This is a genomic window from Eubacterium sp. AB3007 (assembly GCF_000688015.1).
Taxonomy (GTDB): domain Bacteria; phylum Bacillota; class Clostridia; order Peptostreptococcales; family Anaerovoracaceae; genus Aminicella.
The window spans coordinates 691,387-706,232 of record NZ_JIAD01000001.1 but is presented as its reverse complement, the minus strand read 5'-3'; the positions used below and the strand labels follow the sequence as shown (position 1 = coordinate 706,232).

Annotated in this window: 14 protein-coding genes and 6 tRNA genes; 18 read left to right on the top strand and 2 right to left on the bottom strand. The window is 53.0% G+C overall.

Features of this window, described 5'->3' with window-relative positions:
- The first annotated feature begins 7 nt into the window (after positions 1-7).
- The 16 genes from nusA to P156_RS11415 all read left to right on the top strand — a co-directional run bounded on the left by nusA (position 8) and on the right by P156_RS11415 (position 11,363).
- A complete protein-coding gene (gene nusA, locus P156_RS11425) occupies positions 8-1,132 on the top strand; it encodes a transcription termination factor NusA (protein ID WP_051600593.1) in 1,125 nt (374 codons plus the stop codon).
- Positions 1,113-1,391, top strand: coding sequence for an RNase P modulator RnpM (rnpM, locus tag P156_RS0103555; RefSeq protein ID WP_027868952.1), 279 nt, complete (start codon positions 1,113-1,115; stop codon positions 1,389-1,391). Before nusA ends, rnpM begins: the two co-directional genes overlap by 20 nt.
- On the top strand, positions 1,381-1,728 hold the full coding sequence (locus tag P156_RS0103550) for a L7Ae/L30e/S12e/Gadd45 family ribosomal protein (protein WP_027868951.1): 348 nt from the start codon (positions 1,381-1,383) through the stop codon (positions 1,726-1,728). Before rnpM ends, P156_RS0103550 begins: the two co-directional genes overlap by 11 nt.
- A complete protein-coding gene (gene infB / locus P156_RS0103545; protein WP_027868950.1) occupies positions 1,709-4,486 on the top strand; it encodes a translation initiation factor IF-2 in 2,778 nt (925 codons plus the stop codon). The genes P156_RS0103550 and infB overlap by 20 nt, the downstream gene beginning before the upstream one ends.
- A gap of 11 nt (positions 4,487-4,497) precedes the next feature.
- The gene (gene rbfA / locus P156_RS0103540) at positions 4,498-4,881 is read left to right on the top strand and encodes a 30S ribosome-binding factor RbfA (protein WP_027868949.1); all 384 of its coding nucleotides are present in this window, start codon (positions 4,498-4,500) and stop codon (positions 4,879-4,881) included.
- Positions 4,865-5,845: a bifunctional oligoribonuclease/PAP phosphatase NrnA gene (locus P156_RS0103535; protein ID WP_027868948.1), complete on the top strand. Its 981-nt coding sequence runs from the start codon at positions 4,865-4,867 to the stop codon at positions 5,843-5,845. Before rbfA ends, P156_RS0103535 begins: the two co-directional genes overlap by 17 nt.
- Positions 5,835-6,911: a tRNA pseudouridine(55) synthase TruB gene (gene truB / locus P156_RS12670; protein ID WP_051600591.1), complete on the top strand. Its 1,077-nt coding sequence runs from the start codon at positions 5,835-5,837 to the stop codon at positions 6,909-6,911. Before P156_RS0103535 ends, truB begins: the two co-directional genes overlap by 11 nt.
- A complete protein-coding gene (locus P156_RS0103525) occupies positions 6,908-7,849 on the top strand; it encodes a bifunctional riboflavin kinase/FAD synthetase (RefSeq protein ID WP_051600589.1) in 942 nt (313 codons plus the stop codon). The genes truB and P156_RS0103525 overlap by 4 nt, the downstream gene beginning before the upstream one ends.
- A gap of 97 nt (positions 7,850-7,946) precedes the next feature.
- A tRNA-Met gene (locus tag P156_RS0103520) sits at positions 7,947-8,023 on the top strand.
- A gap of 5 nt (positions 8,024-8,028) precedes the next feature.
- Positions 8,029-8,104 (top strand) — tRNA-Val (locus P156_RS0103515).
- A 5-nt stretch (positions 8,105-8,109) separates the two neighbouring features.
- A tRNA-Asp gene (locus tag P156_RS0103510) sits at positions 8,110-8,186 on the top strand.
- A gap of 68 nt (positions 8,187-8,254) precedes the next feature.
- Positions 8,255-8,331 (top strand) — tRNA-His (locus P156_RS0103505).
- A 6-nt stretch (positions 8,332-8,337) separates the two neighbouring features.
- Positions 8,338-8,412 (top strand) — tRNA-Gln (locus P156_RS0103500).
- Between the two features lie 46 nt (positions 8,413-8,458).
- Positions 8,459-8,533 (top strand) — tRNA-Cys (locus P156_RS0103495).
- Between the two features lie 59 nt (positions 8,534-8,592).
- Positions 8,593-9,105 (top strand): YbaK/EbsC family protein, encoded by a 513-nt coding sequence (locus P156_RS0103490; protein ID WP_027868946.1) that lies wholly within the window; start codon positions 8,593-8,595, stop codon positions 9,103-9,105.
- Positions 9,106-10,262: 1,157 nt separating this feature from the next.
- Positions 10,263-11,363 (top strand): carbon-nitrogen hydrolase family protein, encoded by a 1,101-nt coding sequence (locus P156_RS11415; RefSeq protein ID WP_051600587.1) that lies wholly within the window; start codon positions 10,263-10,265, stop codon positions 11,361-11,363.
- Between the two features lie 157 nt (positions 11,364-11,520).
- Here P156_RS11415 and P156_RS11410 read toward each other — a convergent pair whose 3' ends face one another.
- Positions 11,521-11,952 carry a YitT family protein gene (locus P156_RS11410; RefSeq protein ID WP_242838693.1) on the bottom strand — a complete coding sequence of 144 codons (432 nt, stop codon included), beginning with the start codon at positions 11,950-11,952 and terminating at the stop codon, positions 11,521-11,523.
- Between the two features lie 53 nt (positions 11,953-12,005).
- Here P156_RS11410 and P156_RS13525 point away from each other — a divergent pair, with 53 nt between their 5' ends.
- Both P156_RS13525 and P156_RS13520 read left to right on the top strand, forming a co-directional pair.
- A complete protein-coding gene (locus P156_RS13525) occupies positions 12,006-12,440 on the top strand; it encodes a hypothetical protein (protein WP_051600583.1) in 435 nt (144 codons plus the stop codon).
- Positions 12,437-12,988, top strand: coding sequence for a metallophosphoesterase (locus tag P156_RS13520; protein ID WP_081818430.1), 552 nt, complete (start codon positions 12,437-12,439; stop codon positions 12,986-12,988). Before P156_RS13525 ends, P156_RS13520 begins: the two co-directional genes overlap by 4 nt.
- A gap of 166 nt (positions 12,989-13,154) precedes the next feature.
- Here P156_RS13520 and P156_RS11405 read toward each other — a convergent pair whose 3' ends face one another.
- Positions 13,155-14,738: an acetyl-CoA hydrolase/transferase family protein gene (locus P156_RS11405; RefSeq protein WP_051600581.1), complete on the bottom strand. Its 1,584-nt coding sequence runs from the start codon at positions 14,736-14,738 to the stop codon at positions 13,155-13,157.
- Between the last annotated feature and the right edge of the window lie 108 nt (positions 14,739-14,846).

Here is a 14,846-nt window from a genome sequence, read left to right as displayed (position 1 = left end):
TAGCCAGATGAATAAAGAGTTTATCGAAGCGCTCAATGAACTCGAAAAAGAAAAAAGAATCTCCAAAGATCTTCTTCTTGACACCATTGAGAACGCGCTGGTATCCGCGTACAGGAAGAACTACGGGACATCGCAGAATGTTCGTGTAGTCATCAATCCGGACACAGGGGATGTCGCCGTTCTGATGCGGAAGGATATCGTGGAGGAAGTGGAAGACGAGATGACACAGATGTCCCTGGATGAAGCCATGGAGATCGATCCCCGTTATGAGATCGGGGATGCCATCGAATTCGCGGTGGAGCCGAGAGATTTCGGCCGGATCGCTGCTACCACAGCCAAACAGGTGGTGGTGCAGAGACTGAGAGAGACCGAGCGAAAGATGATCTACGACGAGTACGTGGACAGACAGGGGGAGATCGTCACCGGTGTGGTACAGAGAAGAAGCAACAACACTCTCTTCGTCAACATCGGCAGAACGGAGGGGATTCTCTCCGCCGGTGAGCAGGTTCCGGGCGAGCATTTCCGTGTTGGGGACAGACTGAAGGTATATATCATGGACGTGAAGGAAGCCACCAAGGGTCCGCAGGTCTTTCTCTCCAGATCCCATCCGGGACTGGTGGAGAGACTGTTTGAACTGGAAGTACCAGAGATCCAGGACGGGATCGTGGAGATCCGCGGTGTGTCCAGAGAGGCTGGTTCCAGAACCAAGATGGCCGTATGGTCCAACGATGAGAACGTGGATCCGGTGGGAGCATGCGTCGGTTCCAGAGGTGCCCGCGTACAGAATGTGGTGGACGAGCTCAGCGGAGAGAAGATCGATATCATTTTCTGGAGCGATGATCCTGAGGAACTGATTTGCAACGTACTAAGCCCTTCCGATGTGGAAGACGTGGTGATCGAGGATGAGGAAGCCCGTATTGCCACCGCCATCGTGCCGGATGATCAGCTGTCGCTGGCCATCGGAAAGCAGGGACAGAACGTACGCCTGGCGGCCAGAGTCAGTGGCTGGAAGATCGACATCAAGAGTCATACGCAGTACTACTCCGAGTATGAGGAGGATGAGATCATGGACGTGCCGGAGGAAATCACCGAGGAACCGGAGGAGGCTGTAGGTGAGCCGGAGGAAGAATAACGGAAAACCGCCGATGCGTCGGTGCATCGGGTGCATGGAATCAAAACCAAAACAAGAGATGATTCGCATCGCCTGGTTCCAGGAGAAGCTGTCTGTTGACCGGACCGGCAAGGCGAACGGGAGAGGCGTGTATCTCTGCGATGACCGTGCCTGTATCGAACAGGCGCGCCGGAAGAAGGCTTTGTCCAGAAGCTTCCGGACCAACTTCAGCGCGGAGGAGACGGATCCGATCTTTGAGGAGTTGTTGCATGATAAGTGATAAGCTGTTTGGATATCTGGGCTTTGCAGCGAAGGCCCGCAAGCTGAGCGCCGGATATAATACATGTCTTATGCTTGTAGAGAAGAGAAAGGTCAGACTTCTGATCATCGCGGAGGACACCGCCGAAGGATCGATCGAGAAGATGACACGGAAATGTGAGGCGGGGCAAGTCGACTATCGCATTTTCGGGACACGAGAGGAACTTTCCAGGATCACAGGACGGCAGGGGAACAACATCTTCGCTGTCACAGATGCAGGCTTTGCCCGAGTGATCCGTAGCGAGATAGACAAGATACAAGCGGAAGGAGAGGTGTTTAATGACAAAAAAGGTATATGAACTTGCGAAAGAGATGGGGATCGCGAGTAAGGACCTGATCGCAAAGGCCGCTGAAAATGGGATCGAACTGAAGAGCCATATGAGCAATGTCACGGCAGACGTGGAAGCAAAGCTCAGGGGAAACGGGGAGAAGAAAGCGACCACCAAGACGACGGCTACCGGCAAGAAGATTCCGGTAGGTAAGCCGATCGTGGATGAGGCTTTTCTCGCCAACAAGAAGAAACCTCCGGTGGGTAAGCCCGTAGTCGATGAGGCGATGCTTGCCAGGCGCCAGAAGGAGAGGACCGAGGACGATGCGGAGAGAACGGTCACAAAGCAGGCTCCTGCTGACAAGCCCGTAGAGAAGGCATCTGCTACGAAAGCCGAACCGAAGAAAACGGAGCGTACGCCAGTAGAGAAACCTGCCTCCAAGGCCATCGAAAAGACTGACGCGAAGCCGACACCAAAGAAAGAAGAAAAGAAACCGCAGATGGAAGAGAAGAAGCCTGCTGTGAAGACCCATACGGAGACCGGTGCAGGGAAGAAAGAAGACAGGAAGCCTGCCGGCTCCCGTATCAAGAGAGCCGGTGCCGATGCACCGCGTCCTCAGGGCCCGCGGATCATTCGGAAGGCCGGAGAGATCGACAATACGCGCAAGAACAGCACCACAGGCAAGAATGCTGACGACAAGCGGAGCAGGACCAGTTCCAGAAACGAGCACAGAAACGAGCGCCGCAGTGGCGGACGTCCCTCTGCTGGAACCAATGCGCAGAACAAGAGCGGCGGCAGAAGAAAGCCGGCGGTCAACGAGAACAGAGGCAGCAACCGCGTGCCGAAGGCAGCGCCTGCCGGAGGAACCTCCGGTGGCAAGAACCGTTCCGAGAGACGTGGAAACAACAACCACAGACATGATGACAGGAACAAGTTCGCCAAGTTCGATCGCAAGTCGCTGGAGAAGAAGGAACGCAAGAAGTACAACAAGCCGAAGGACGTAGAGCCGGAGATCGAAGAAGAAGTACTGCCAGAGGGCACCATCAAGATCAACGTTCCGATCACGGTGGCTGGTTTCTGTGAGCAGGCAGAGGTCTCTACCTCCAAGGTCATCATGACCCTGATGAAGCTGGGCGTTATGGCCAACATCAACCAGAACATCGACGAGGACACACTGATGGTCCTGGCCGAGGAACTGGGACTGGAGGTCGTGATCGGCAAGGTAGAGGAAGAGATCATCGAGGAAGGGATCGAGCATTTCGAGGACAGAGAGAAGGATCTGAAGGACAGATCCCCGATCATCACTGTCATGGGCCACGTTGACCACGGTAAGACATCTCTGTTGGATGCTATCCGCAACACCAACGTAACCTCTTCTGAGTCCGGAGGAATCACGCAGCACATCGGTGCATCCGAGGTCAGCATCAACGGACAGAAGATCGTCTTCCTGGACACTCCGGGACACGAGGCCTTCACCGCCATGCGTGCCAGAGGTGCCCACATTACAGATATCGCCGTACTGGTTGTCGCTGCCGATGACAGCGTCAAGCCGCAGACCATCGAATCCATCAGCCATGCCAAGGCAGCCGGCGTGCCGATCATCGTCGCCATCAACAAGATGGACAAGCCCGGAGCCAATCCGGATATGGTCAAGAAAGATCTGGCCGATCAGGGTGTCCTGGTGGAGGACTGGGGCGGAGACGTCATCAGTGTTCCCGTATCTGCCAAGACCGGCGAGGGAATCACCAACCTGCTGGAGATGATTCTGCTGCAGGCAGAGATGATGGAATTGAAGGCAAACCCCAACCGGCTTGCCCACGGTTCTGTGATCGAGGCCAGACTGGACAAAGCCAAGGGGCCTGTGGCCTCCCTGTTGATCCTGAACGGTACTCTGCAGGCTGGCCAAAGCATCGTTGCCGGTACATGTTCCGGAAGAATCCGTCGCATGACAGACGACAAGGGTAACGTGCTGAAGAAAGCCGGTCCGGCCACAGCGGTAGAAATCCTGGGACTGACAGACGTTCCTCAGGCGGGTGATGAGTTCGACGCCGTCAGGGACGATAAGACGGCCAGAGAGATCGCCGAAAACAGAAAAGAAAAGCTCCGCGAAGAGGTCCTGGCCAAGAATTCCAGCATGACCCTGGATAAGCTCTTCAGCCAGATCCAGGAGGGAGAGACCAAGGAACTGAACCTGGTCATCAAGGCCGATGTACAGGGCTCTGTTGGCGCCATGATTTCCTCTCTGGAGAAACTGAACAACGACGAGGTCAAGGTGAATGTGGTCCACTCCGGCGTAGGTACCGTATCCGAATCCGATATCATGCTGGCAGAGACTTCCGATGCCGTCATCATCGGGTTCAATGTCAGACCGTCCACCGCGATCGCGTCCATGGCAGAGCAGCACGGTGTGGAACTGCGTCTGTACCGTGTCATCTACGATGTGATCAATGATGTGGAAGCCGCCATGAAGGGCATGCTTGATCCGGAATTCAAGGAAGAAGTTCTCGGAAAGGCAGAGGTCAGAAATACCTTCAAGGTGCCGGGCGTGGGTATCGTTGCCGGTGCCTACATCACCGAGGGCAAGGTGGCCAGAAACAAGGAGATCCGTCTGGTCAGAGACGGGATCGTTGTCCACGAGGGCAAGATCTCATCCCTGAAGCGCTTCAAGGACGATGCCAAAGAAGTCAACCAGGGCTACGAGTGTGGTATCGGCATCGAGGATTATAACGATATCAAGGAAGGTGACATCATCGAGTGCTTCACCATGGTGGAAATCGAACGTAATTAGAAAGGAAGCCAATGGGAAAAGGATATAGACAGGGGCGTCTGGGAGAGGAGATCAAGAAGATCCTGAGCCAGATGCTCCTCAAGGAACTCAAGGATCCTCGCCTGGAAGGCATGATCAGCATCACGGATGTGGATGTGACGGGGGACAACAGCTATGCCACCTGTTACATCACCATCCTGGATCTCGCCGGTGACGAGGACAGGAAAGCACAGAAGGAGAAGGACGTACTGGAAGGATTGAAGAGCGCAGAAGGAAAGATCCGCCACAAGATCGGAAGGGAGATCAAGCTGCGCCACGTGCCAGAGCTGCTGTTCAAGATCGATCGATCTATGGAATACGGCAGACATATGGACGAAGTATTGAAAGGTCTGAATATTCATGACGAAGAAGAATGATAATTTTCAGACAGTCGCCGGAGTCCTGAAAGAGGCCTCCAGCGTGTTGCTCTATCCCCATATAAGTCCGGACGGGGATGCCATTGGCTCAACTGTAGCGATGGCAAGGGTCCTCAGACAGCTCGGCAAGACCTGCTATGTGGTGACAGAGGACGAGATTCCGGAGAACCTGCAGTTTCTGGACCATGGATACACGATGCCCATCGGAGAGGTCTCAGATGTCCCGACGGTGTCCATGTGCATCGACTGTGGTGAGGACGGAAGGTATCCAAAGCGGGCAAATTGGTTCCACCAGGCCCCCATCAGTATCTGTGTGGACCATCATCCCACTACAGAGCCGGTGTTTGACTACAACATCATCGATCCTTCTGCCGCTGCTGCGGCAGAGCTGATCTACCATCTTATCCGCGCACTGGATCACCCCATCGATCGGGAGACGGCAGAGGCACTGTATACAGGGATCAACACGGATACCGGCAGGTTCCAGTACTCCAATACGACAGCCCAGACCCACAGGATCGCTGCGGATCTGATCGACTGTGGTGTGGATGTGAATCGCATGAACGTAGAACTCTATGAGTCGCAGCGTCCTGAGAGAATGCGCATAGAAGCACAGGTCATGAACAACATGAAACTGTCTGCAGATGGGAAGTTCGCAATGGCGTATGTGACACGGGCCATGATGGAGGAGAACGATGTGCGTTCGGGCGATACGGATGCAGTGGTGGCCAATTTGCGCAGCATCCGCGGTGTGGAAGTTGCCGCATTCTTCAAGGAAAAAGCCGATGATGAGATCAAACTCAGTCTTCGGGCGAAAGGAAACTGCGATGTGGCAGCCATCGCAATGGCCTTCGGGGGCGGAGGGCACAGGAAAGCTTCTGGAGCCACTCTTACTATGAGTCTCCAGGAGGCGATAGATGCGGTAACCGAGAAGGTACTTAAGAGTATTGCAGATGAGGAATAACCAGAAAACAGAAATCACTACGGCCTCCCGTGACCAATGGCTGCGGGAGCATGGCGGTATCATCAACGTAAACAAGCCTGCGGGTCTCACCTCCCACGATGTGGTAGGGAGGTTACGCAGGCTCCTGTCCGTCAGGAAGGTGGGACACACAGGAACCTTGGATCCAATGGCGACGGGCGTGCTCCCTATCTGCGTAGGGAGGGCTACCCGCATCATGGAGTATCTGGATATGGATCGCAAGACCTATCGGTGTACAATGCGGCTGGGGCGGACGTACGACACCCAAGACGTGACCGGCACGGTGCTCAGTGAGGCAGAGGAATCCCGAATCGACCTGATCAGAGAAGAGGACGTCAGAAAGGCCTTTTCGGTTTTTCAGGGGGTGATCTGGCAACTGCCTCCCATGTATTCTGCCCGTAAGGTGGATGGGCGCAAGCTTTACGAGTATGCGCGCAATGGACAGGGGGACCAGATCCTGGAGAAAGTAAAACCCAGGCAGATCTATATCTGGGATCTGACGATCGATGATTTGTCTCTGGGGAAGGGCTATGACAGCGAGATCGTCTTCTCGGTAACATGCTCCAAGGGAACCTATATCCGCACTATCTGTCAGGAAGCAGGGGAGAGGCTTGGAGTCGGTGGAGCCATGGCCAGTCTGGTGAGAAACGGCACAGGCGGCTTTGTGCTGGAAGAAGCAGTGGATCTTGCGCAACTGGAGGAGATGTCACCGGAAGAGATCTGTGCCATCATGAAGGCCCCTGAGGAGGCACTGACCGCCTTCGGAAGGGTGCATTTGAGCGGACCTTTGGATATCCGGCGGATCACGACCGGGCTACCGGTGTGGACAAAGCATATTCAGATCGTTGAGGAGCCGGCATTCAAGACAGAAGTGTTCCCGCTTCCCATCAGAGAGGAGTTTCGGCGGACATATCTGGCGTATGCGGTACCAGAGGATGTATTCCTGGGTATCGTCACCATGGATGAGGACGGCGAAAACATACGGGCAGATAAGATATTTGCGGACGGGACGGGGCTCCTGGCCGGAAGAGAAGGAGATAGAAAGTGAGAGTTTTTGCGAATCTTGAGGACATAACAGGCATCGAACCAACAGCAGTTGCGCTTGGGAATTTCGACGGAGTACACCTTGGCCATCAGAAACTGATCAGCGAGATGGTGGAGCACGCACGGGAGCACGGGCTGAAAGCTGCTGTGTTCACCTTCTCCAACCATCCGAAGGACCTGCTCCCAAAGACCAGAAAGGTCAAGTGCATCCTGTATAAGAACGAGAAAGCGGAGATCATCGAGTCCCTGGGGGTGGACTACATGTTCGAGGTGCCTTTCACCAAGGCAATCATGAACATGGATCCGGTGGCATTCATAGAGAAGATCCTGCTGACCAGGTTCAACATGAAAGCGGCTTTCTGTGGTTTCAACTACCGGTTCGGTTACGAAGCGGCAGGTAATCCGGATGTGCTGCGGAACATCGGAATGGATCGAGGTTTTGACGTGTTTGAGCTTCCTCCTTTCAAGATCAATGACAACGTAGTCAGCTCCTCGCTGATCCGGACACTGATTGCTTCCGGGCAGGTGGAGAAGTGCATGACTTACATGGGACGCCACTATGAGATCGGCGGAGAGGTGGTGGTTGGAAACCGCCTGGGCCGCAAACTTGGGTTTCCTACTTCCAATCTGGTAATCGACACCAATATGGTGACACCGCCCAACGGCGTGTACGTGACGTACGTGACCTATGATGGCAAGCGCTATCCGAGCGTCACAAACGTCGGGAACAAGCCGACCATCGGCAAGTACAACAAGAACGTCGAGACTCACATCTTCAACTTTGACAAAGAACTCTATGGGAAGAATATTATCGTCGAGTTCCTAAAGAAGACCCGGGACGAGGTGAAGTTCGATGATGTCCAGGAACTGGCCGATCAGATCGTGCGGGACTGCAAGGAGGCAAAGGCATTCCATGAGGCGCTGGCCGCAGAAAAGGAGTAACTACCAAAAAGAAATTATAATTTTGATAAAATGCCCCTTGACATTGCGGTTGGAGTTTGGTAATATAAGTCTTGCAGTGATTAATTCAACTGTGTGTGGCGGTGTAGCTTAGTTGGCTAGAGCGTCCGGTTCATACCCGGAAGGTCGGTGGTTCGACTCCACTCGCCGCTACCATATGTGGGCGCTTAGCTCAGCTGGGAGAGCATCTGCCTTACAAGCAGGGGGTCACAGGTTCGAGCCCTGTAGCGCCCACCACATATGGCCAAGTAGTTCAGTTGGTTAGAATGCCAGCCTGTCACGCTGGAGGTCACGGGTTCGAGCCCCGTCTTGGTCGCCAATTTTTTAAAAAACTCGGACCATTTCCCTTTACAAGGGTAAGGGGAAGTGGTAAAATATCAACACATGGTGGGTATAGTCAAGGGGTTTAAGACACAGGATTGTGATTCCTGCATGCGTGGGTTCGAATCCCACTACCCACCCCATTACGTTGGGGTATCGCCAAGTGGTAAGGCAATGGATTCTGATTCCATCATGCGCAGGTTCGAATCCTGCTACCCTAGCCAATTAACTGAGATGTGACTTCGGTCGCATCTCAGTATTCACGAAAGTGGCGACATAGCCAAGTGGTAAGGCAGAGGTCTGCAAAACCTTTATTCCCCGGTTCAAATCCGGGTGTCGCCTCCAGTAAACCGTTGGGATCATAGGGTTCCAGCGGTTTTTCTTAATTCGACAGGAGGGATATAATGGATCAGAACGAGAAGCGTTTCTTTGAGATACTCGATGAGCTGAACATCAGGGAGTACGAGGTGCACGAGCATGTGGCGTTGTTCTCGGCGAAACAGGAGGAAGCGCAGGACTGCATGTTCCCGGGACTCAACGTGAAGAATCTGTTGATGAAGGACAAGAAGACAGGGCGCTACTATATGATCATTCTGGATGATATGCGCCGGATGGAGGCCAAACACTTCAAGGAGGTAACGGGGTGGACCAAGACCCGGTTCGCAAACGAGGAGGAGATGTGGGACCTGCTGAAGCTGAAGCCTGGTTCCGTGACACCCTATGCGCTCTTCAACGACGTGGACAAGCAGATCACCGTGGTGCTCGGTAATGAGATCGTGACGGCAGGGGAAGACACCAATATCAACTTCCATCCTTGCCGAAACACGGCCACCATCAGCATCCGCAAGAAGGACGTGATGCGGATCCTGGCGTATCTGGGGAACGAGATCATTTTAGAAGAGGAGACAGAGGAATAAGGACAATTCGCCCGCTGCTGGTACGGCGGGTTTTATATTGGTAAAAATGTGATATAATCATCTTGTGAGCACGTTGTTATAAACCGATATTGAGCTGATCAAATAAAAAACTCGCCGAAGCGAGTGATCCACACACTGTGGAGTCCGCAAAGCGGACGATTTGAATAAATTTTTATTTGAACTGGGGGTAATTTTGAATGGTAATTAGGCGGATGAACCGGTTCGATGTGTGGAGGCGGCGTTTGAGAGTGGTGCGATTCTGATTAGGGCGTCAAATGTGTGTTACTCAGAAAAAACAGGATATTTGTATTATTATACAGAAAAATGGTTGGCTGGAAGACCTGTCGACTGGCGCCTGTGGATGGTGAGTGCGGATTTACAGCGTTTTATCCACGTAGGGCTTTGTGGATGACGCACATGGAGGTTAGAACAGGGCGAAGTGGGAGGATATGAAGCGGTGAAGGAAGGAAATTGCGACGGAATGTGGAAAAATGTCCCTTACAGAAGGCGGCGGGGGTAATATTTGTTTCTGATTTTTGTGGTATGAAAATAGATGACTATACAAAATGGATAAAATGGCTGAATTGCAGTTGTTTTATCCAGAATGATAGAAGAGCTAGCTGCACCAATGCAGAGTTGGTGGGGAAATTGGGGCGATCTACAACGTTTTATCCACCGAGGGATTGAGGCTCTGTAGAATCTTGAATAAGTAGTAAACCGCTCGGGGGTACCATTCACATCATGTGGGTTGATCAGTTTTCTCTTTGGCGTATTATAGTATCTCTCCGTCGGAGCAGTATCGTAAGGACATTCGTACTTGATCTTCCGGCCCTGTGCTTTGGTAGAATGGACACCTTCTGGCGGGCCTCCTTCCAGGCAGTAGTCCGTACCCTGTCCAAGGCTTCCCCCTCAGGGCTACATACAACGGGTCAATGCTGCTGTCTTCTTCTGGATAGAACTCGCTGTTACAGGCGTTGGTCCATTTGGTCCCATCCTCAGAAGCGCCTGCTGCAGGCGCGTAACACGTCAAGCGTCTGAAAAACACCTTGTCGATAGTTTGGCAATCTGCTACAATGTTCATGAAGGAGAGTGGCCTCCGTTTTCGTAGTCGTTTGGCGGCGCATGGATGGGGACCGGGTTTTCGAGAGGACCTGATTATGATTGATTATGACATCAGAGTAAGAGTTGCGACGACGCAGATGGAGCCGGTTTGGTATAATGCCCATGAAACCATCACAAAGATGATCCAGATGATCCGTGAGGCAGCTTCTAACGGAGCGCAGCTGGTTGCTTTTGGAGAGTGTATGATCCCGGGGTACATGTATCATGTCTGGACGGAGAGGATGTGGGACGGCCATTCCAAATACGATCTCCTCCTCATGCAGAATTCCCTTGAGCTGGATGGGCCGGAGATGCGTCGTCTGATGCAGGCCGCAAAAGATAACAGCATTTATGTCGTCACCGGGTATATTGAACGCGATGGCGGCAGTCGTTACATGAGCGAAGTGGTGATTAGCGATGAAGGCAGGATTCTGATGAATCGCCGAAAGCTGAAGCCGACAGATGCGGAACGGTGTGTCTGTGGAGATGGAACAGGCGCGGATCTGAAGGTCGTGAAGACGCCCTTAGGCATTATAGGTACCACAGAGTGTTGGGAACATGTGCAGCCGCTGATCACGTACGCAATGAGTTCTATGCATGAGCAGATTCACATTGCAGCCTGGCCGGGGAATCGTTTCAATTCTCTGTATTACCTTACCCAGGCGTATGGAAATGTGATCGATTTTTCCAGGGTATACGCCATGCAGACGCAGACCTTTGTACTGATGGCCATGCCTCTGGTGGGGCAGGATTGTCTGGACTATTTCTGCGGCAACGATCCTGATAAACTGAAGGTCATGAGTAAAGGAGGAGGGTTGGCACAGATCATCAGCCCTTCGGGAGATTTCCTTTGCCAGTGGTTGCCAGATGATCAGGACGGCATTGTTTACGCCGACATTGACCTGAATGAGATTCTTCAGGCGAAGGCCATGGTCGATCCGGTTGGACAATACTCCAGACCAGATATCTTCTGTCTTCACATCAACAAAGGTGATAACCCCCATACAGTAGTTACCGGAAATCCTTCCGCTGATCTGGCTGTAGAGAGAGCAAATCACGCATTTGAAAACGACAATGGAAATCCTGTGGAGCGTGAGGGGCAGGTAGGGCAGAGCGATCTGCTGAAGGTATCCCCTGGTCAGTGGAACCATAAATAATACCAGCCTGTGGGGAACTGCATTCCTGATAAAACAAGCTGCAGTATAAAACAAGCTGCAGTGAACAACACCAAAAACGGAAGGGAGCCTTCCGTTTTTTTCGTGGTACGCCCGGCGAACGCGCATTCCTTGTGTGCAGGCCTTTGCATGAGACTGCCTACGCTGCTTTGTTTAAGGGGAGACGTATCTTCTCGCTGTTAAGCACCTTTGTGGTAGCATCAAGCGCCAGGCTGCAGATCACGGTGTAGATCATGCCGTATACGAAGGACCAGACATCGTGGAATACAGGGATGGACAGGGCCACAACAGAGCTGTCGATTATTCCAACCAGAAGGCCAAAGGACAGATTTGGCTTTTTTTGTTTGACGGCGACTATGATGAAGTCTGTACCGCCTGTGGAGGATCCTTCGTTGAACAGAAGGGAGTAGCCGATGCCTGAGGTGATGCCGGCCAGTACTGATGCTATAAGGCGGCTTCCATAAAATACCGGGAAGTAGCAGATCACATAGTCGATCATAAAAGAGCAGATCAGCATGGTCTTGATCGATATCAGAAAGAACTTCTTTCCGAGCATGCGGTATGTGAACAATATGATGGGTATGTTGATCAGGATCGTCGCGAGTCCGATCGGAAGGTCGAAGAATGGTACGTCGGAGGATTCATTTTCCTGATAAGGCGAAGTATACAAAGCACATTATCGCGGTGACGTTGTTCTCGGCAGTTTACTGGCTGTCGGTGACGGCGTTTACGGTTATAGAGAGCAAGGCTACAGCGTATCCGGGAAATGTGTTCATGGTTGCAGGGTTGCTCTTCGGGCTGCTCGTCATTCTCTACGACTTCACATTAAGGCGCAGGATCACATTCAGGAATATCGTTATCAACAAGCCGAGGATAGCGGTGTACACGGCGGTGGCGGTATCAGGCTTTGTGTTTATACAGCAGGATACATGGTATACCCAGAGCTATATCAACTCCGTTCCCGTTGTTGCGCATAACACCCATAAGATAGAGTATAACGACGATACAGGAGTTTACACCATTACCAAGTCCACCGACGATTTCAAGATCTTCATCTGACGGATATCCATATCGGCGGAAGTCTGTACTCCTACCGCAAGGACCTGAAAGCGCTGAAGGCCTGCTTTGCGGAAATCGAGCATACACATCCCGACCTGGTCGTGGTGACAGGGGATCTGTGTTTTCCGCTCGGTATCATGTCAATGTCGTTGAACAACACCGCACCTGTGGGACAGTTTGCGGCATTTATGCGTAACACAGGTATTCCGTGGGCCTTCACCTACGGCAACCACGACCCAGAATCGCTGGCTTCCGGCAATAAGAGGGAACTGGACGAGATCTACAAGTCGCTGTCGTTCAAAACATCCGCCAATCTGCTCTACCCTTACATCCAGCCAGATATTATGGGCAGAAATAATCAGCTTATCGAGATACGTAATTCTGACGGCAGCGACAAGGTGAAATACTTCTACGGAGAAAACCCCGGCGATCACGGCGGCATCACCAATGATCTTGTGTGCTGTTCCGACTACCCCAGCAAAATGTTTGACAGAGCCCTGCAATGCCGGGCATTGAAAAGGAAACGAAACAGCGTGGTGCGGAACTGAAAACCATACACGCAGACAATTCGTGGGAGTCTGAGCAGATACCGCTGGAGTCAATTGATCCGACGAATTGATGGGCAGAGGGGGAATCCTGTGGTCTGCTGAGAATGATTAAAGGAGTGTCCGGTCAGATTCGAGATCTGATGGGACACTCCTTTGTCAGTGATGGCTATTTCTCAAGTTTCGCTTCCAGTTCAGCGACTCTGGCTTCTAGTTCGGCTACTCTCTCTTCTGCGGATTTCTCCGGCAGCATGCTCCCGGTCTCCATGGCCCGGATGTGCCAGGAGAAGGCCTCAGAGAGGATGTGCGGGGTCTGTAACTTGCTTTCCTTGCAGGCTCTCTGGAAGTAATCCATCAGCATAGGCTTGTAGTCCGGATGGGCACAGTTCTCGATGATGGCCATGGCCCGCTGCTTGGGGGTCAGGCCGCGGAGATCTGCGTAGCCCTGCTCGGTGACCACCACCTGTACATCGTGCTCCGTGTGATCCACATGGGAGCAGAAGGGGACGACAGAACTGATCTTGCCACCCTTGGCGGTGGACACGGTGGAGAAGATGGTGATCCCGCCGTTTCTGGAGAAGTCACCGGAACCGCCGATTCCGTTCATCATGCCGCTGCCGTTGACATGGGTGGAGTTGACGTTTCCATAGATGTCGAACTCCAGGGCGGTGTTCATGGAGATCACGCCCAGGCGGCGAATGACCTCCGGGTTGTTGCTGATGTCCTCCGGACGGAAGATCAGCTTACCCTTGTACAGGTCGCATTCCTTGTCGAACTTCTCCTTCATCTCAGGAGAAGGGGTGATGGCGGTGGTGGAGGCGCAGACGGCCTTGCCGGACTTGACCAGCTCCAGCATGGAGTCCTGAACGACCTCTGTGTAGCAGGTCAGATCGTGGAAATCGGAGTCCAGCAGTCCGTAGAGGACGGCATTGGCCACGCTTCCGACGCCGGACTGGATGGGGAGCAGGGTGTCTGTGAGGCGGCCTGCTTCCACCTCGCCTTCCAGGAACCGGATGATGTTGTTCGCGATCTTCTGCGAGTTCTCGTCAGGGGCGGACAGAGGACGGAGCTTGTCCTGGATGTCCGTGATGACGATGGCACAGATCTTGTCCCAGCCGCATTCCATGTAGGGTTTGCCGATGAGATCGGCGGGGTTGGTGATGCCGATTGGCTTGCGGTGCGGCGGGTTGTCCAGCACGATGCAGTCGTGCATGCCTTCCAGACCCATGGGCTGCAGCGTGTTCAGTTCCACGATGACCTTCTTGGCGTTCTTGATGAATACCGGGGTATTTCCAACGGAGGTAGTGGGAACGATGGAGCCGTCCTCGTTGATCGCAAGTGCTTCCACGATGGCGATGTCGATGTCCGGCATGATCCCGTAATTGACATACTGAGCGGACTGAGACAGATGCATGTCCACGTAATCGCAGGTGCCGTTGTTGACAGCGGTGCGGAAGGCTTTGTCTGTCATGTAGGGCATGCGGTAGCGGAGCACGCCGGCTTCTGTGAGCTCGGTGTCGATCTCCGGACCGAGCGAGGCGCCGGAATAGATGTCGACCTTCAGTGTCTCGCCGTTTCTGCCGCGCTCTGCCAGTGCGTGGGGGACGGCCTTGGGGTAGCCGGAGGCGGTGAAGCCGCTGACGCCCAGCACCATGTTGTCCTCGATCATGGCGGCGGCGTCTTCCGCGCTCATGATCAGATCATATCCTCTGTCACTTCTGAGTCTTTCTTTGACTTTTGCATCCACTTGCATGATGATTCCTCCTATCAATAGCGTTCTTGATCGTAATTCAATTCCATGATAACACCAATGCAGGAAGGGAACAACATGATTTTTTGTATAAAAAAAAGTAGCTGTATA